17 protein-coding genes are annotated in these 19517 nt (G+C 33.2%); 2 read left to right on the top strand and 15 right to left on the bottom strand.

What is annotated here, in order from left to right; genetic code table 11:
• Window positions 1-12: 12 nt before the first annotated feature.
• The 13 genes from ord to Q3V94_RS04345 all read right to left on the bottom strand — a co-directional run bounded on the left by ord (window position 13) and on the right by Q3V94_RS04345 (window position 15758).
• Window positions 13-1053 (bottom strand): 2,4-diaminopentanoate dehydrogenase, encoded by a 1041-nt coding sequence (gene ord / locus Q3V94_RS04405; protein ID WP_303525494.1) that lies wholly within the window; start codon window positions 1051-1053, stop codon window positions 13-15.
• A gap of 278 nt (window positions 1054-1331) precedes the next feature.
• The gene (locus tag Q3V94_RS04400) at window positions 1332-2732 is read right to left on the bottom strand and encodes a sigma-54-dependent Fis family transcriptional regulator (RefSeq protein ID WP_303525492.1); all 1401 of its coding nucleotides are present in this window, start codon (window positions 2730-2732) and stop codon (window positions 1332-1334) included.
• Window positions 2729-3976 (bottom strand): competence/damage-inducible protein A, encoded by a 1248-nt coding sequence (locus tag Q3V94_RS04395; RefSeq protein WP_303525490.1) that lies wholly within the window; start codon window positions 3974-3976, stop codon window positions 2729-2731. The genes Q3V94_RS04400 and Q3V94_RS04395 overlap by 4 nt, the downstream gene beginning before the upstream one ends.
• 9 nt (window positions 3977-3985) lie before the next feature.
• Window positions 3986-4207, bottom strand: a complete 222-nt coding sequence (locus Q3V94_RS04390) for a (2Fe-2S)-binding protein (RefSeq protein WP_303525487.1) — start codon at window positions 4205-4207, stop codon at window positions 3986-3988.
• Window positions 4208-4270: 63 nt separating this feature from the next.
• Window positions 4271-6289 (bottom strand): beta-propeller domain-containing protein, encoded by a 2019-nt coding sequence (locus tag Q3V94_RS04385; RefSeq protein ID WP_303525484.1) that lies wholly within the window; start codon window positions 6287-6289, stop codon window positions 4271-4273.
• On the bottom strand, window positions 6279-6803 hold the full coding sequence (locus Q3V94_RS04380) for a sigma-70 family RNA polymerase sigma factor (RefSeq protein ID WP_303525481.1): 525 nt from the start codon (window positions 6801-6803) through the stop codon (window positions 6279-6281). Before Q3V94_RS04380 ends, Q3V94_RS04385 begins: the two co-directional genes overlap by 11 nt.
• A 74-nt stretch (window positions 6804-6877) precedes the next feature.
• Complete coding sequence (locus Q3V94_RS04375; RefSeq protein ID WP_303525478.1) at window positions 6878-7642, bottom strand: patatin-like phospholipase family protein; 765 nt, start codon at window positions 7640-7642, stop codon at window positions 6878-6880.
• Between the two features lie 21 nt (window positions 7643-7663).
• Window positions 7664-8926, bottom strand: a complete 1263-nt coding sequence (locus Q3V94_RS04370) for an MFS transporter (RefSeq protein ID WP_303525476.1) — start codon at window positions 8924-8926, stop codon at window positions 7664-7666.
• Window positions 8927-8942: 16 nt separating this feature from the next.
• Window positions 8943-10169, bottom strand: coding sequence for an ectonucleotide pyrophosphatase/phosphodiesterase (locus tag Q3V94_RS04365; protein ID WP_303525473.1), 1227 nt, complete (start codon window positions 10167-10169; stop codon window positions 8943-8945).
• Window positions 10170-10299: 130 nt separating this feature from the next.
• Window positions 10300-12468: an FAD-dependent oxidoreductase gene (locus Q3V94_RS04360; protein WP_303525471.1), complete on the bottom strand. Its 2169-nt coding sequence runs from the start codon at window positions 12466-12468 to the stop codon at window positions 10300-10302.
• Between the two features lie 11 nt (window positions 12469-12479).
• Window positions 12480-12923, bottom strand: coding sequence for a DUF126 domain-containing protein (locus Q3V94_RS04355; RefSeq protein ID WP_303525469.1), 444 nt, complete (start codon window positions 12921-12923; stop codon window positions 12480-12482).
• A gap of 11 nt (window positions 12924-12934) precedes the next feature.
• Window positions 12935-14218, bottom strand: a complete 1284-nt coding sequence (locus tag Q3V94_RS04350) for an aconitase X (protein WP_368506507.1) — start codon at window positions 14216-14218, stop codon at window positions 12935-12937.
• A 58-nt stretch (window positions 14219-14276) separates the two neighbouring features.
• A complete protein-coding gene (locus Q3V94_RS04345) occupies window positions 14277-15758 on the bottom strand; it encodes a methyl-accepting chemotaxis protein (protein WP_303525466.1) in 1482 nt (493 codons plus the stop codon).
• Window positions 15759-15960: 202 nt separating this feature from the next.
• Here Q3V94_RS04345 and Q3V94_RS04340 point away from each other — a divergent pair, with 202 nt between their 5' ends.
• Both Q3V94_RS04340 and Q3V94_RS04335 read left to right on the top strand, forming a co-directional pair.
• Window positions 15961-16245: a PHP domain-containing protein gene (locus Q3V94_RS04340; RefSeq protein ID WP_303525464.1), complete on the top strand. Its 285-nt coding sequence runs from the start codon at window positions 15961-15963 to the stop codon at window positions 16243-16245.
• A gap of 146 nt (window positions 16246-16391) precedes the next feature.
• Window positions 16392-16655, top strand: coding sequence for a hypothetical protein (locus Q3V94_RS04335; RefSeq protein WP_303525462.1), 264 nt, complete (start codon window positions 16392-16394; stop codon window positions 16653-16655).
• A gap of 131 nt (window positions 16656-16786) precedes the next feature.
• Here Q3V94_RS04335 and Q3V94_RS04330 read toward each other — a convergent pair whose 3' ends face one another.
• Together Q3V94_RS04330 and Q3V94_RS04325 are read right to left on the bottom strand one after the other, a co-directional pair.
• Window positions 16787-17965, bottom strand: a complete 1179-nt coding sequence (locus Q3V94_RS04330) for a hypothetical protein (RefSeq protein ID WP_303525460.1) — start codon at window positions 17963-17965, stop codon at window positions 16787-16789.
• Window positions 17966-17988: 23 nt separating this feature from the next.
• A complete protein-coding gene (locus Q3V94_RS04325) occupies window positions 17989-19482 on the bottom strand; it encodes an Ig-like domain-containing protein (protein WP_303525456.1) in 1494 nt (497 codons plus the stop codon).
• Window positions 19483-19517 lie beyond the last annotated feature (35 nt).

The following is a 19517-nucleotide window of genomic DNA, read 5'->3' as shown; positions in this document are numbered from 1 at the left end:
TATCACCCCAAATTATCTTCTGATATACTTTCTAATATCTGCCATCAAAGCATGTGGAAGTGGCATATCTATCATTGACTTTAATCCTGGCTCTGAATTAATAACATGAGGAATCATATTTACTGCAACTGCAATTGTTCCTATTCCTCCTGGAGTTTCTGGCTTTATTGAAAGGCTAAGGTTTGGATCTCCTTCAATCCAAATGTAATCTCCTGTTTCAACGCCTTCTAAATGTGGATGGATCTGTTGTGGATGTTCAAGCGTTATTACAACTTCTCCATTCTTCTTTCCATACGCAATATGTTTACATCCTGCTACCATTCCTGGTTCTACCTTAACATGTGGAGTTTCTCTATAAACACTTGATATAATTGGCTCTCTTGTTTCAACAACTTCGTCGATTTCAATTCCAAGAGCATCTGCAATCATTGGGATTGACTGTTGGAAACCAATGTGACCTACTATTGTTCCTTCCTTGATTCCCTTTTCGAATTCTTCAGGAGTAGTTCCTACACCCTGTGTTCTCATAACTGTTGGTCCGAAGGGTGAAAGGTCATTGATTCTTGCTGCTCTAATCTTGTTTACTCTTCTGCATGCTGCTGATAAAACAATTATTAAAGTATCAAGAACAAATCCTGGGTTAACTCCTGTTCCAAGAATAGTTACACCATTTTCCTTAGCAAGTCTATCCATTTCCTTTGAAAGCTCTGGTTCAATTGTATGTGGATATGACATTTCTTCTGCAATTGTAATAACATTCATCTTATGCTCTACTGCCATCTTAATTTGTGGGAAGACATTCTTTACAAATGAATCTGTTGCAATTATGCAAACATCAGCCTTTACAGAATCTAATACTGCCTTAGCATCTGTTGAAGTTAACACACCAACCTTTCTGTCAAGTCCTAAATATTCTCCAAGGTCCATGTTTGCCTTTTCAGGTTGTCCAATTATAGCACCTACTATTTCAATTCCTTCCTTATCTAGGATCATCTTTGCCATGCCACCGCCCATGGCACCGATTCCCCACATAACAACTTTTACTTTATCCATAAGATTACCCCCTTAATTTTAAAAATATTTTCACTTAAATTAATAAGCAAATATCGTGCCAAAGTTTTTATTATATTTAAAAAAATTTTTAATTTTTAATAAATAAAAATTTACTTTTTATCAAACTATTTCGAATATTTATGCATGATTTTAGAATAGTCTAAAAATTCTGCTTTGATGCAAAAATTTTTGCAATTGTTAAAGTAACTACAAATCCCATTTTATAAAATTTCATAAAATAAAAAATCGGTCATGCAAAATATTTTGCACGACCATGCCTAATTTTCGTCATTTTCATTAATTTTATATTTTTTCATTTTATGTTGAAGGGTTTGTCTTTTTATTTTTAATTTTTCTGCTGCTTTTGTAATGTTGTAACCTGTTTCTTCTAATGCCTTTAAAATTAATTTTTTTTCAATACCTTCTAGATATTCATCAAGACCAACTTCATCCATAATATCCATGTTTGCTGTCCCCGATAAAGACTTTTTCTTAAATATTTTATCATGATTTATTCCTGAAAAATGTTCTTCCTTTAAAATACTGCCGCTTGCTAAATTCATCGCACTTTCTAAATAATTTTTAAGTTCTCTAACATTGCCAGGCCAATCGTAGGACATAAAGGCATCATAAACTTCCTTTGAAACATCATAAACATTTTTATTAAGTTCTTTATTGTATTTTTTTATAAAATACTTAACAAATAAGGCTATATCCTCCTTTCTCTCTCTCAAAGGAGGAATTGTAATATTAATCACGCTCAGCCTATAATATAAATCCTTTCTAAATTTTCCGTTTAGAATTGCTGTATACGGATCCTCATTGGTAGTTGCTATAACTCTAACATCGATAGGGATATCCTTAAGTCCCCCAATTCTCCTTACATAACTTTCCTGCAAAACCCTCAAAAGCTTTGCCTGAAGTGAAAGAGGCATAGAATTTATCTCATCAAGAAGAAGTGTTCCGCCATTAGCCTGTTCAAAAAGCCCTGGTCTGTCTATTGCACCTGTAAACCCCCCCTTTACCGTTCCAAATAAGATCCCCTCCAAAAGGCTTTCAGGTAGGGCAGCACAGTTTACTGCAATAAAGGGTTTGTTTTTTCTTGCACTTTCATTGTGAATGCACCGTGCAAAAACTTCTTTTCCTGTTCCTGTTTCACCATAAATTAAAACTGTTGATGATGACCTTGACGCCTTTTTGGCTATCTCGATAGCCTTTAAAAATTTGGGACTTAATCCAATAATATTTGAAAAAGTGGTATAATCACTAGAAATTCCTTCATCAGTTCCTTCGGTTAGTTTTATTATATTATCATAAAGCTCCTTAACCTTAGTAAAATCTTTGGAAATCTCAACTGCCCCTAAAATTTCTCCATCCTTAATAATCGGAACTGTTGTATTTACAGATGTGATGTTATATCCCTTTTTATTTAAATATGTCTGATATCTATCTATTATAGCCTCTCCAGTTTTTAACGCATGTAAAAGGGTGCTGGAATTTTCATTTAGGCTTGGGAAAATCTCAAGAAGATTTTTCCCTAAAACCTCCTCTTCATCCATCCCCTCTAAATTAGCCATTGCTTTATTATATATTATTGTATTGCCTTCTTTATCAATAACATGAATACCCTCTTGTGTGTATTTTAAAATTATTTCAAGCAGTTCCTTATAAAAACTCATTCTCCCCTCTCCCATGAACCTATTTCATTAATAAGCCAAAGAAGTGCTAAATTTGTTGTCAAAAGTCTAATCCTTTGTCTATCTCCAGAAAGCCTTAATTCCTTATATTTTTCCTTACCATTAAAATAAAGTCCAAGATAAACAAGGCCTACAGGCTTTTGTTCTGTTCCACCTAAAGGACCTGCAATCCCTGTTGAAGAAATCCCAATATCAGAGTTTGAAGTTAAAGCAGCTCCCCTTGCCATTTCAATTGCACATTCTTTGCTTACCGCACCAAAACTTTTTAAAGTTTCTTCACTAACATTAAGCCTTTTCATTTTTGATTCGTTACTATAAGTTACTAACCCCTCCACCAAAGATGCTGAAATTCCTGGAAAATTAACAAGCCTTGATGTTATCATCCCTCCTGTGCAGGATTCTGCTACGGCGATTTTTAAATTATGCTTTAACAAAAGATTTCCTAAAACCTCCTCAAGGCTAGTATCTCCTTCACCATAAACATATCCTTCTAATCTTTCATTGATTTCCTTAACTAAAGGTTCAATTAGCTCTATGGCCTCCCTTTCATCCTTTGCTTTTGCAGTAATTCTTAAGGTAACCTCTCCATCCTTAACGTATGGAGCTATAGTCGGATTTGTCTGGTCTTCTATTAAATCCTTAATCCTATCCTCAACAAAACTCTCTCCAATTCCTGCAATTCTTAAAACCTTTGACATAAGAATATTATCAGTATATCTTAAAAGAATTGGAACAACCCTATTCTCAAATAAAGGAATCATCTCCTTAGGAGGTCCAGGCATCATAATTAAGACCTTACCGTTTTTCTCAAAATATATTCCAGGTGCTGTCCCATAATCATTTTTTAGAGCCTTAGCTCCTTCAATTATCAAAGCTTGTTTTTTTATCCCCTCAGTTAATGGGAGCTTCCTTCTCGAAAAATATTCTTCTACTGATCTTAATGTTTCTTCATCTAAAATCAAATTTTTATTAAAATATTTTGCAGCAACTTCCTTAGAAAGGTCATCCTGAGTCGGTCCAAGTCCCCCAGTTGTTATCACTATATCGCTTCTTTTAAATGCAATTTCAAATGCATCCATAAGTCTTTTTTCATTATCCCCAACAACAGTTTGATAGTAAACAAATATTCCAAGATCCTTTAGCCTTCTTGCTATATACTGTGCATTTGTATTAACGATATCACCAAGCAATAGCTCAGTTCCAATTGAAATTACCTCCGCTATCATATTACCCTCCTAATTTTTACTATTTTTATATTCCTCCAAAAGTTCTATTATCTTTACTGTGCATCTTTGACCTCTGCAACTACCTGAACCTGCTCCAGTTTTTCTTTGAATCTTTTCTAATGTGTCAGCTCCTTCTTCTATAGCTTTTTTTATACTTGCTCGTGAAATGCCTTTACACAAACAAACTTTAGTAAGTTTATCAAGAATCTCATTATTTAACTTATTATTCACATAACCACCTCCCTACTATTATACCACAACAAAAGAATAAGTAGCCTATACAGGCTACTTATTCTATATCCTTTCATTCTTTATAATCTTCATCTCATCTAAATTCAAAACAGTAACTCCAACATTGGAAATTACGAACATTAACTTGTCAACAAATACTGCCCTATATCCATAATCATAGGCCTCAACTTCGCTAACGCCCTTTAACAAATCCATATGGGTAATCTTTTGTAGTAATTTAATTTCATTATCGTTAATCCTTAAAAGACAAAGTCCTCTAAATATTTGAGTATATGAATCATCATCCCTCGTTTCATACAAATCAAAGGCATAAAGATCATATGGTTTATATACAGTTAACGCCTTATGGTTGTATAGAGATTCTGAATAGCTTCCCCTTCCTCCTATTTCAAGCTTAGAAATTTGTTTTGGTTTTTCTAAATTTGAAATATCAAACAGAGCAATCTTTATTCCCTTATTTATTACCCTGCCTTCTAAATCCGCTGTTTCTAAACCTATTCCTATAAGTCTATTTTCTCCTAATGGATGAAGGTAAGTGCTGTATCCTGGTATCTTTAGATATCCTAATATCTTAGGACTATAAGGATTTTCAAGATCTATGACGAATAATGGATCCACCTGCTTGAAGGTTACCATATACATTTTTTCTCCATCAAATCTTACCGAGTAAATCCTCTCACCCTCAGCAATATTTCTTATGCTGCCTGCTATTTTAAGATTTCTGTCCAAAACAAACACGTTATTGCTAGTATTAAATTGATTTCCATTGTAACTTTCTTCAGTGGTTGCAATTCTAAAATATCCATCATATTCATCCATTGAAAATTGATTTATTATATATCCATTAACTTCACCATATCCCTTGTAAACTACATCTTTTTGTAAGTTAAACTTATAAATAAGGGTTTTTTGCTTATAATTATCTAACGATTGAACTGTATCTTGACCATTATTTTTTTCCATTGGTTTTATTGTTTCAGTTTGGGTTGTTATAAGATAAAGATTTTCTTTAGACATATACATCTGATAAAAATTTCCTAAAACCGAATGCATTTTAAAGGTAAGATCACCTAAATTTATATTAGATATTACTGTAAAACTGGAACTTATATTATTTTCATTGTATAAAACATTTTTAGGTTCTATATAATTCTTATTATCAGGTTTATCATAATCTACATAAAATGGTAGAACCTTTTCACTTTTATCTTGAATAAAATAACGCAGCCATTTATTAGTTACAAGATAGAAATTATCCCCATTTATTCTGCTGGATAGCACATTTCCCGAAACTTCAAATTGCTTAACTAAATTAATTTTTTCAATATCATTAATATCATATATTGAAATTAAAGTCGTCTCATCACCCCACCTTATAGGCATAATATCAACTTTTTCACTTGGCGTTGACTTTTTATATGGCTCTTCCGTTTCTTGTTCGTATCTAATCAATCCGGATAATAAAACTAAATATTTTTTATCTTCCTTTTCATAAATAAACATTTCTCTTAAATAGAGGTTATTTAAGTCAGCATTTATTATATTTGCATATAGATCTTTTCCCTTTAGCCTTTTTATTATTTCAGCCCTATCGTTCGCCTTAAAAATTATCAGTTCATTTTTATAATTGTTAATTGAATATATATATTTCCCATCGGTTTTAATTATATCCGCCTCATCTATACCTTCTACTTGAACATTTGTAGTAGAATGGGCAGGACTTGCTGATTTTGCACTTTCTTGAGCAAGATTAAATACACCATCCCTTGCTGGCATTCCAACGCTCTTTAAGGCATTTAACAAATCCTTTTCACTTTTAGCTGCTTTAAGTTCATAGCTTTTCACAACCTTTATTCCTTTAGAATTATTCACAGCAATAGCAACATAGCTTAAAACAATAGCAAAAATTACTGCAAAAACTAGAGAAACCTTTGAAAGTAAAAAACTTTTAAATTTATTTCCATCATCTAAGCATCTATTTAAAGTCTTAGTCTTCAAATCCTTTGAAGCCTTAATCTTGTCAAGTTCGGATAAATCAAGCCTTTTTCTGTCATCCTTCATAATCAACAACCTCCCCTTCATTGAAAATATTTTTTAGCTGATCCCTTGCCCGTTTTAATCTACTTCTCACTGCAGTCTCTGATATCCCAATTGTTTTTGCTATTTCTATCGTATTGAAGTCAAAATAATAATATAAAAGAATAACTTCTCTGTATTTAGGAGGTAAATTTAAAACCGCCTTGATTACTTCATGCTTTTTAATTTCATCTATTACCAAACCCTCTACATCGGTAGAACTGTTTTCCTTTATTTCATCTAAAAATATAAACCTTTTAATCCAAGCACTTTTTAAATAGTCCTTGCAGACATTTATCGCTATACGGATAATCCATGTTTTTTCGCTTGAATCCCCTCTAAAATTCTTTAGGTTTTTATAAACCTTTATAAACGTCTCTTGAAACAAATCCTGCGCTGCAGCATAGTCCTTTGTATATACAAAACAAATTCTCAAAACATCATCGCCATATTTTTCTACTAAATCTTCAATTTTCCTTGAATCCTCCGCTCTATCCACGATTAACCCTCCCTTCAACCTTTAGACGACTTTCATATGCTTTTCGTTGCATAAATTTAGGGGACATATGTCCCCTAAACTTCTACTTTACTTGCCATCTCATATCCTTTTTGAAACAAGTCAAAGCAAAAATCCTTTTCAAACCTTATTGTATCCTCAGGATTTATTTTAAAATTTGGTTTAAACACAAATAGATCCTCTTCTTTATAATACTTATAAATATATTCAGGAACTTCAAAGGTATCCCTAAGGGCAATAATAATTATTTTATCCATCCTGTGATTAATAAAAGGCTGTAAAAGACAATTATTCATAATCCCTCCATCAAGTTTAAAGCCATCGTATAAGCCTAACAAAACATCCTGAGTAAACCTTTCAAATAAAAGTTTTGTATCGAACATTTTGCCTTTAAAATCCACTAAAGCTTTATTATAAGGCAAAAGCGAGCTTACTTTAACAGCCTCTAAGGCGTCTTGCTTCCCCTTTCCCTTTATATCAACGATGACTTCATACAAGCTGCTTTTTTTGATTAAAACATAATTTATATAAACATGTTCTATCTTTTCATCTTCACCTTCTAGCGAATATAGTTCGTTTATTATCTTAGAATTATCGATTACCTTATCCAGCGAAGATTTATATCTTTCACCGTCCATATTTATCCAAAAGTCATATAATCCTTCATAGGCATTTTTCATCATAAAATATGCATTTATAGCTCCAATGGATGTTCCTGAAACAATATTTATGTTAAGGCCCTTTTCCTTCAAAGCCTTTATTATCCCAGCCTGAAAGGCTCCCTTAGCACCACCACCAGTTAAACATAATCCATACCTCAATTTGCATCGCCTCCATAAAAATTATATATCTATTCCTATTGTTTTAGCGCTCTGATTAGGCACCTTTACAAGCAAAATCCCACCAATGATAAACAAAATTATTATACTAAAAACACCATTATTAGTCCTTCCTGTAATTTGAGCAACAAGACCAACTAAAAATGGTCCCATTATTGCCGCAAATTTACCAAATATATTATAAAATCCAAAAAATTCGTTTGAGTTCTCCTTTGGAACAAGCTTTCCGAAATACGAACGGCTGAGGGCTTGAATTCCTCCCTGGGATGTTCCAACCAGCATCGCAAGGACCCAAAAATCTAAAGCCGTCTTTATAAAGTATGCATAAATACATATAAATGTATATATGCCTATTGCAATAAGGAGCATAAATTTTCCGGAATACTTTTCAGCAAGTCTGCCATACAAAAGTGCAAAAGGAAATGCCACGAATTGAGTCACAAGTAAAATTATAAGAAGAGTTGTGGAACTTATCCCAAGATCCGACCCATAGGCTGTTGCCATCTTAATTATAGTATCTACTCCATCTATATAGAAGAAATAAGCAAGAAGGAATATAAATATGCTCTTGTGTTTTTTTATTTCCCTTAAGGTTTTAAAAAGTCTTTTAAAACTAGACAAAACAGGATTTTTTTCTATTTCTACATAATGGACTTGTTTTACATTTTTAAGCATTGGAATTGTAAATACTCCCCACCATATGGCAGTTATAACAAATGAAATTCTCGATGCAGTTTCTATGCTCATAGGAATCTTTTTAAATTGTGCAAGTATTATTATTGCTATACAGATAATAAATGGGATTGTGCTTCCTATGTATCCTAGACCATAGCCCATTGTGGATACCCTATCCATCCTATCCTCCGTCGTTACGTCAACTAAAAAGGCATCATAAAATATATTTGCCCCGGCAAAGCCAACTTCTGTAATAAAATATATAATAAGAAGAACCAGCCATTGATCCTTTGGAAGGGCAAGCATTGCCGTTGAAATTACTCCAAGCATGAAAAAGAATCTAAAAAACTTTTTCTTATAACCTTTATAGTCAGCAATAGTTCCTAATATCGGTGCTAGAATTGCAATCAACAACGTTCCAAAGGAATTTGCATAACCCCAATAGGCCGTTGAAATGTTTTTTTCAATTCCTGCAGAATCAGTTATCATTTTAAAATACAAAGGTAAAATAGTTGAGGTCACCGTCATCGAGTAGGCTGAATTAGCCCAATCATAAAGGGCCCAGCTCCTTTCAAGCTTATTAAGCTTCATAAAAATCCCCCTAACATTATAATTTCAAACCTAAAATTTTATCAAAAACCTTCTTAAAATCTGTGACCTTTTTTAAACCGCTAATATCTACCTCTTTATCGCTCAATGCAAAAAATGTTTTATGTTTTACAGGAAGCTGTCCATGAACCGCCTTATAATTTGACGGAGAAATTACATCTCCAAAATGTTTGCTTGAAAAACTATAGCCCTTGCCGCCCTCCAACATTAAAAAAGCAGCTTCATCAAATCCTAAGTTTACTGAATCCTCCCTTGTAAATATCCTTTCAATTGCATTAGGATAGTATTTATTAAATTCATCTAAAACTTCCATAACCTTATTTTTAACTTCTATATTACTATCATCCTTCAAATAAACATAAGCCGAACCGTCGCAGGATTTTAAATAGACATCATAATCTATAATCCTTCCCTTTTTATCCTCCCTTATCAATCCCCTTTCTAAAAATAATTTGTTTAATCTGATCTCTTTTTCAACATCTAAACTTCCATGATCTCCAAGAAGGCAAAGAATTGTATCCTTTGAAATCCCTGCATCCTCAATTGCCAGTCTTATCTTTGAAAGCCTAATATCGTGCCTTTTTAAAGCCTCCATAACCTTATTAGATTTTGCGCCATATTTATGTTTATGTGTATCGACATCGGTAAAATGAATGAGCATGAGATTAGGCTTATATTTTTTTATGGTATATAATGAACATTCAAGGACAAAATTATCTAGGTCTGGCTGATTAAAGGATTTGAAAAGATGTCCAAAGCGCCTTACAAGGTCGAGCTGGTAAAAAAAACTTCCAGAGGATAAGGATACTGTAATCTGATTTTGCCATGGTCTATTTGCAAATATTTCAGGCATATTGTATTTTATGTTAGCCTTTGCTGTAACCGGCCATAAAAGTGCAGCAGTAATTAACCCTTTTCTTGCTGCAACATCAAATAAAGTATCCGACTTTATATATTTTCTTTCCCAATACCAATCCGGTCTTCTCATCCTTGGTTGAATTAATGTATTATTAATAACTCCATGCTCCCTTGGAAGTTTGCCTGTCATCATGCTGACATGAATTGGATATGTTAAGGTTGGGTAAACAGGTTCTACGTCAAAGGTATAATTTGCATTAACTAGAAACTCACTAAAATTAGGCAAAGCCTTTATTACATCAAAATCATCTTTAGATACAGCATCAAAGGAAACGATAATCAAATGTTTAAACACTTTATTTTCCATTATAACACCCCAAAAATAAAAATCTGCCCTTTTTACAATTATACGTCAATTGTAAAAAAATAACAACCACCCTTATCTTTAATTGTATGATAAAAGGCAGTTCCAACTTTTATTGAACTGCCTTAAAATTTTATATAAATCTTGCAACCTCATTGGCGCTTGTTATAGCTTCCCAGGCTCTTCCTACCTGTCTTGCATCACCAATAACGTAAATTTCCTTTGCTGCTCTTTCTCTTAAAAGCTTATAATAAAATTCATCGTTTGCAATGCCACCTGTAGCAAATACAACATAATCCGTATCTATTACTATTTCTTCTGTATCCTTAGGATCAAGCTTCCTTTCAAAAGGATTATGGATATTTTCTGGAATTAAAGTCCTCCAAGGTGTATAAGGATCTTTTCTTTTTCTATTTGCCTTTATATAAACCCTTTCTTCATCAAACTTTACTACCTCTGAGGAGGTATAAGCTTTAATTGGGGTTTTTATCGCATCCTCCTTTTTACCTGATGGTGATCCCATGCCCATCATCATCCAAAGTAGCATTGCTCTATTTGCATGAACCACACCTGTCATAAGATCGGGAAGCTTTTCGATAATGGTTACCTCCAAATTCCTTTCAAATGCAAGGGAATATGCAACCTCACAGCCTACTAATCCTCCGCCAACTACTGTAACCTTTTTTACATCATGAGGGATCGCCATTCCCTTCATCAAAAGCTCCCTTGCCTCCATATATCTTATCCTTTCAAGTCCTTCTATTTTAGGAATAAAAGGTTTAATGCCATTTGCACATATTATAACATCATATTTGTCCCTAAGATCCTCGATTTTAACTTCCGTATTAAGTCTTATATCTAACCCCTTCTCCTTTAATAAATTCATTTGATAGTTTAAGTTTTCTATATATCTTGCTACGTCATGTTTAATTTTCATTGTGCTGCCTGCTAGTAGTTGTCCTCCAAGCTTATCGCCCTTTTCAAACAAAGTAACTTCGTGCCCCCTTAAAAAGGCAGTTTTTGCAGCTTCGCATCCTCCAGGTCCTCCACCAATGACGGCAACTTTTTTTACCGTATGTGCCCTTTCAATTTTTTTGCAATCTTCAAATCCAGTATAGGGATTTATTGCACAGCAGGGATGTCCCCCTAATATAAAGGATTGAATACATCCTTCTTGATCCCCTATGCAGTGGTTTATTTCCCTTATTCTTCCTTCATAAACCTTCTTAGGCCAATAGGGGTCCGCAAGGAGGGGTCTTCCAAGCATAATAAAATCTGCAAATCCATCCTGCAAAACCTTTTCAGCAACCTCAGGTTTTCCAAGTTTTCCCACTGCTATAACCTGCGCCTTTATTCCTTCCTTGTTGAAATAATCCTTCAATCTTTTTGCAATTTCCTCTACATAAGGCATATCATCAAAGTATGCTGGCGGATGAGGGAAAAACCAGTTATCATAGCAACCCTTATCTACATCAAAGGCATCAACTCCTGCCTCTGCAAGAACTTTACAAAACTCAAGTCCCTCCTCTATCGTCCTTTCCATACCTTTAAATCTTTTTTTGAATACATCATCACCATAGGATTCCCTAAGTCCTTGAGTTAAGTCTACTCTATATATTATAGGGAAATCCTCCCCACATCTTTTCTTGATTTCTCTTACCACATCAACAGCAAATTGAAATTTGTTTTTATATCTTCCAAACTTCCTTCTATTCCAAGGAGCAGAAGTTAATTGATCCATAAGATATCCTTCATGGCCATGTAGCTGAACTCCGTCAAACCCACTTACCTTTGCGTTAACAGCCGCCTGGCCAAAATTTTTGACTATTTTCCTTATCTCCATATCGGTAAAGGGAATATGTGGAACTTGTGGAACATAAAAGTTTCTATTGAAGGATGCAGATTTTAATAATTTCCCTTTAAGGGCTGGTTCAGGTGAACCTACCCTTCCAAGGCCTGCTGTTAGCTGAATAAATATCTTTGCATCATAGGAGTGAACTGCACTCGTTAAGTCCCTCCACCCTGAAAGCCTTGTTCTTGATGAGCCATCGATCCTTGGAAAATACGTAGTATCGTTGTCCTCAGAAACAGTTGGATCTATCCCATAGGAAACAGGAATTAAACCTGTAATTAGAAGTCCTGTGCCTCCCTTTGCCCTTTCAGCAAAATAATCTATCATCTTTTGAAGGGGCCTTCCAATAGGATCAGCCATGTTTATGTTTCCCATTGGTGCCATTATGATTCTATTTTTAATTTTGCATTTTCCAATATAGCCAGCCTCAAATAACTTTGAGTATTCCATACCCATCCCCCCTATTCTATGATAATTGTGCCATCTTCCTTAATCTCAAGGATATCCCCCGTTTTAACTGTATTTAAAAATTCTTCTCCTAACTGGTCAATTGTAATTATTCTTTTATTTACCCAAACATCGCTTAAAATTACACCCGCCGCTGCTAAAGAATCTATATGCCCTGAAAAAAGCATAGCCGCCGGTGCAGTCCCAAGCCTTGCAACTGCTTCTAATACCATTCCTCCTGTTGTTGAACCAATTGTAGTCGGTAGACATATTATTTTATCCGTCAAATCCTTTCCAAATAACTCTTCATTATTCTGGTCAGCACAAATAACCCTTTTGGATTTTTTTAGGGCGCTTTTCTGAAAGGAAGCAAGTATATTAAGACCCTTGTGGGTTACAACCGCTTCGCCCTTAAAAATTCCTCCTAACACTACTCTTCCCTTGAAGATTTTCGGCATAATATCCCCCCCTAATATCCCCTAACTATTCTATCTAAAATCTCGTCATCTAAATAAAATCTTGCTGTCGAATAGGTTCTTAATTTATTTGAATTGGTTATAACTGCCTCTTTTGCACATAAGGGATTATTCATATACATCAAAGGACAGATATAAGTTATTTTTGCTCCCGTTTGAATCAACCTATTATATGACTTCTCATCCCGTTTAAAGGCATCAATAACATCCGGTGGCGCACATAAAATAGTTGTTATCTTTAATTTCTTTTGTCCTACATTTTCAAGAGCCTTTACTATTCTTTCCGTCCAATAATAAAGTTGATTTAAAGAAAGGTGTGGACATCCGATAAAGCATACCTTAGGTTTTGCATTTATATTCTTCCACATTATAGGATAGGAATTAATTACCCTTTTAATTTCTTCATCATCTATAACATAGGTCTTATATCCTTCCTTAAGAAGCTGCCTTCCCATTTCAGCTGCTTCAGGAGTTATATTTTCAACATGATAAAGTCCAACGGCACCATTTGATGCACTTGCAGCCCCCATGTCCTTTAAATAATCCTTGGTATCTTCAGAAAGTCCTGTGCCTAAAAATCTATCTAGCCCTATTATGTAGGGAACATCCTCAACTACCTTCATTCCTATTGCGCTTCCTAAAACTTGAGGGTTAGGCAATTTGCTTGTTTTTACTTCTACTAACCATGTTGCTCTTCTTCCTTCATCTGTTAGAAAACCAAACTCCGGTGTTTTTCCTAAAATCCCCGACATTAGTTCTATTATTCCTGAGTTTCTATTAGTTCTTGCACCAATAACTGAATTAGCATAAACTACTGCAGATGATTCCGCCCAGGCAAGAATATCTCCCTTTTTAGGAATATTCCCAACTTCAGGTAGATAACAAGCACAGGTAAATGCATTATCATCCTTAAGGCCTACAGCCCTTAATTGGTCTTCATAATCCTTTTGCTTTCCATACATCACTTTAAAAACTAGTTTTTTTAAAATATTAACAGGAACATTGCAATAATCCAAAGGTCTTGGATCAACCGTAAAGGGCTTTTGGGCCTTAATGTTTGATTTTATAAGTTCCTCCATCATTTCAAAGACAGGCGTTAGCATAGGAATGCCGAAGGAAGTAACAAGATGGACTGGTCCATCTAATTTCACAAGTCTTTTAGCCCCAAAGGTTTGTCCATACAATACCACCGTTTTCATAACCTTTTGAAGGGTTTCCCCAAACTCCCCTTCTAAAATCTTTTTTTCCTCATCAGTTAAAAACATGCCGTTCCCCACAGGAATCCCCCCTTAAGTTTAAATTTATTATTAAACCCACCCTTTTAGGTGGGATTATTTAATTATTTAATAGGCTATTTAGTTCCTTTGTCATCCTTTCTAATTCACTAAAGCTCTTTACTATATCCTGCACTCTTTCCTCCTGTGACTCTATGCTTGCCATAACCTCCTCCATAGCGGCGGTGTTTTCCTCTGTAAAGGCTGCTATAGTTTGAACCTCATGGCTTACCTTAGAGGAAGAAGTTTTTATACCTTCTAATCCATTGTCCACATCGTTAGAATAAGCAAGAACATTCTGGCTTATTGTTAATATATTTTTAAATATCTCATCCACTTTTTCTTTTGTCCTAATGCTTGTTTCTGCCGCTTCCTGGCCTAAGTTAACCTTTTCAGCAACATTTTTTGTTTTGATTTCTATATCCTTTAAAATATTTGCAATCTCCTCTGTTGCCCTTCTTGAGCTTTCTGCAAGCTTTAAAACCTCACTTGCTACAACTGCAAAACCTTTACCATGCTCTCCTGCCCTCGCAGCTTCTATAGAAGCATTCAAAGCTAAAAGATTAGTTTGAGCTGCAATTGAAGTTATCGCATTTAATATTGATGATATTTCGCTGTTTTTATTGTTAAGTTCCTTCATTAGCTCAACAGTATTTATAATTATTTCATGCACCCTATTCATATCCTGTGAAAGTCCCTCTATGCTATCTTGACCATGTTGTGAAATCTCAGCAATCTCCTTTGATGCCCTTTTCATTTCGCCAGATTTCAGTAAAAGTTCTTCTACATTTTTATCTATATCTATAATCGATTCACTAATACCGTTTACGCTTATTGTTTGAGAATCCACTCCCTTTAAAACCTCAGAATATGCAGATGAAATATCAGATGTAATGTGCCCAACTGCCTCAACATTGTTTTGCAAATTTGAACTAAAGCTTAATAAAAATTCCACCGTCCTTTTAACCTCTTTCAATACCCCCTCAATTTTTTCCTTTGCTGTTGTTGCCTCATTTTGTTTTTCATCAAGCTCATTTCTCATATTTTCTCCTATTTTACTTTGTGCAATTAAGATTGCAGTATATAAAACTAAATAAAGGTTTAGAGAAATTAACGTTTTTTGCGGAACGTTCTGAAACATAGTATCTCTATATGCAAAGAAGGAGTAATTCGTTAGTATAAGGCCTAATATGCCTGAAACTATAATAACTCTATAATCATGATAAAGGGAAATAACTGCTATACTAAAATATATTATTAATACGTTTACAAAAGAAGTGGATCCCGTTGAGGCGTTTAATATCATATACGAAAAGATTATTAATGAGACGGCTATTAAATACTTAATTGATTGAATAAATTTTCTTTTAACAATCAAATAAGTTATAATGGTTGATATTATTCCTCCGGTTATTGCAACTGATAAAATTGTTTTCATAGGAAGCTTGTTTGCAATATCTACAATAACTCCGAGCACAAGAGACAACCACAAAAGCTTAATAAGAAGTTTGTTCCTTTGATGAAGCATTTCCAAGTCCTTCATTTAAACCCCTCCATTTACTTGACATTTTTCACAATATTTCCACAAAATAGTTATCGTCTTAATCGTTATAAACTTAACATGCTTTATTAATTTTTAAAAAGATTCTAAAATTTAAGCAAAATTTAACTAAAAATTAATTCACAACCGTTATATATATCACATATATTAGCAATGACATTGCTATTATTTAGTTGGGTTAAATATGTTAAATAAAGGCGATTTTCATATTCATAGCAATGCTTCTGATGGTAAATATAGCCCCACTGAAATAATTATAATATCAAAAATAAATAAAATCGATGTCATTTCAATTGCTGATCATAATACAACAGCTGGAATATCAGAGGCAGTTGAAGCAGGTAGAAATTATGGTGTATCAGTAGTCCCTGCTGTTGAACTTTCGACTAAATTTAATTGCGAAAGCGTTCATTTGTTAGGATATTTTGAAATAATCTTTATCAACATGATACATTCCAGGAAATACTAAAGCTTATTAAATCCCATAGGTTTAAAAAAGTTAGAAAAATACTAGAAAATCATATAAATTTAGAACTTAAGGAAGGCAAATTATCCTGTCTTGAGGGAATAAATTTATTAAGATGCTTTGGAGCATCAGTTGTTTTAGCTCATCCCATGCGAATATCCAATAAAAACATAGAACAAGTTTTAAGTCTTCCCTTTGATGGTATTGAAGCCAAATACTCAAATACTGACTTCAATACATCTCTTTATTTTATAAACCTTGCATTATCAAAATTTTCATTTTATACGGCAGGTTCTGATTTTCATTCAATCAAAAATAAAAATTCAAAACATAGTTTTATTGGAACAGTTTATCTTAACAATAGTGAAATAAAATATTTCTTTAAAAAGTCTGGAGCTATGCTACTGAACTGAAAGAATTTATCCTCACCTTGCAAGTCCTTTTTTCTCCAAGAATAATTATTATGACAAAATTAAAGGGACAGTTGCTCTTTTGATTAGAACTGTCCCTATCTTTCATTAACATTCTTTGCTAAATTTAATTTTTACTTTACTTTCCACGCAATATTCAAAATTTCCCTTTTTTCTTCATCCGATTTTGCCAAAGCTACTCTTTGTAAAAGCTCCTTCTCAAGATGGTCTCTATTTTTAACAAAAATTTCCCTATCGATTTTACCTTCCTCAACTTGCTTTATAAATTCCCTTTCCCTTCTCCAATATTCAACTGCCTCTTCTAAATCATCCTCATAGAAAAATACATCGCTATCTATAAACCAAAGGGGCTTATATGTTGACAAACAGGGCAGCGATGATCCTGTAGCCCATATATTAATTTGTCCATCAATAAGTTCTACAACCATACTTCCTGTTGTTTCACTTGAAATCATGCTTTTTTCATGCATGCAAATATTTTTCATTGAACCATTAAAAATATTTTTTGAGTTTAAATCTGTATGATATCTTAAAATCTCAAAAAGATCTTCTACTTTAAGTTTCCCCTTCTTTTCCTTTAAAAAATTATAAGTAATATTTCTTCTAAAATCTCCAGATGCAATTTTAGCAATCAATTTGTTTTCATATCTTTCTTTAAAATTGAAGTTTTTTCTATTAGTAACTTTATTATAGATAAATCCTTCCTCTGCATCGCTACTTAGCATATCATAGTCATCAGTTATACTTAATGAATTAGATATGCTGTCAAAATCCTCTATCTTCTTAAGGGCCCATTTTTTGTCTGCTGTTTCTAATTTATAAGCTGAATTAAAATCGGCTATTATAAAACTATTGTGATACCTTAAATTTTTTGTATATCCACATTTACCCCCCTGACCATAGGTTTTGATAAAATAAACAATATGTTCAACTGCCTCAAGGGCAGTTTTACTCCTCTCAAGAGCAAGCCTTAGCATATCCATACCTAAAAGTGCAGGAGGGCCCTGCCCTTCCTTTGTAAAAACCGCTTCGTTACCTATTACAACACCAAATTCGTTAACTCCCATCTCTGCACCATAAATCCATGAGGGCTTAAATAAAATGCAGTCGTAGGTTTCCTCAACCTGCGGAATTTCAATATAGGTGCATTTAACCTTTTCATCCTTACTATGTTTTTTTCTTGGAACCCTTATTATAACATGAGGTTCATCCTTTTCTCTATCGCTATTTTTGCCAAAAATAACAGCCCCATTTTTAGTCCAACTTTTAAGGGCAACTAAAGTATCACACATACAACACCCCACCCCAAAAATATTTATTTTAGAATTTCATTTAGAAACTTTTTATATTCTTCCTTTTCAAGCTCCTTCTTCAAATTGAAAATATTATAGCTACCTGTAGAAATAGAAGACCAACTTCCATTACCAGAAATTGTTATATCAAACACCCCAAACTCAACATCATATCCCATTTTTATAAGATAATCTTTAATCTCTTGTGCTCTTTTTAATTTCATCTCTTCTACCAAGGATTTATAATTTGTATATACATATTTAAACACAAGTCTAAAGTTTTCATCATTGATGATAATATTGTAAACATCAGGTCTATTTTCTTGTGCATATTTTAAATAACTTAAAATATAATAAGTAAATTCATAAAATGCCGTTCCACCTATTCTTTCATAATAAGTTGAGAAATTTTCAACTGTAAAAGGAATTTTTTTGACATATTCAAAGGTATCATAAACTGCTTTATCTCCGTGGTAATAAGCTTCATATTCCTGTAACAAGCCATATATACCATAAACATTGCTAGCATTTTGGCTACCACTAGAAACATACGTTTTCCATCTTAAAGTTTTCAAATTTTCTGGTATATTATTTAAAGCAAGTTCAGTTTTAAATAATTTGTCCGGAACAAATTTTACAACAATCGGTTGCCCATTCAAAATATGTGTTTGATTAATAATCCAAAATCGATTATTCCAGTCATATTGGCTTTTATTCATTATATTTTGGTAGTCATGACATTCCTCATGGACAGCAACTTTTATAGTATTAAATAATTCATCCATTTTCCACTTCTTAATAAGATTTAATATAGTATCATTCTTTTTATTTGCTACTGATTCTAAAATATAATAACCATCCTTGCAATAATTTTTTATTACATACTCGGCCTGCTCTTCAAGAGGCATATTAGGAAAATTTTTAATCTCTTCATCTATAATACTAATTAAACATTTATCATATGCTTTTTTATCATGAGAATAAACTGTTACAACTGAATGCCCTAATTTTTTGGCAAAAACTTTTCCATTATAAACTTCAACTATTTCTGGATTGCTGTTTATCCAAATTAAATCTTTATTTGTTGCATTGTTAGGATATACTTTTGCACTTAACTCATATGTTTCCCCTACCTTTAAATTTAATTTTCTTACATTTAAACTGATTTTTTCAACCTCATTGGGTTTTACTTGTATTATACAAGCTAGTCTTATATTTTTATCTTTAATTTCTGCCCTAATCTCTGCATAGCCAACTCCAATTGCTCTAACCCTTCCATTTTTATCTACACTAGCAACCCTATTATTGCTTGATGAAAAAGCAACTTTTAAATTATTTACACTTTGAGATTTTGAGATAACCTTTAAATTAAAACTCTCACCTATTTTTAAAATCTTTGATTTGAAGTTTAATTGGTAGCTTGTTTTATTATTTATACTGCTTTTCGCAAATACAGAAAAATTAAATAAAAATAAAAATAAAAGCAAAAAAATTAAACCCAATCTAACTCTTTTCATCTTGTCCTCCTAATATCCAATTAATCTCTAAAAAG

The organism is Caloramator sp. CAR-1 (assembly GCF_030546345.1).
Taxonomy (GTDB): Bacteria; Bacillota; Clostridia; order Clostridiales; family Caloramatoraceae; genus Caloramator; species Caloramator australicus.
Note: the sequence above shows the minus strand (reverse complement) of the source record. Positions and strands in the feature narration are given on the sequence as shown.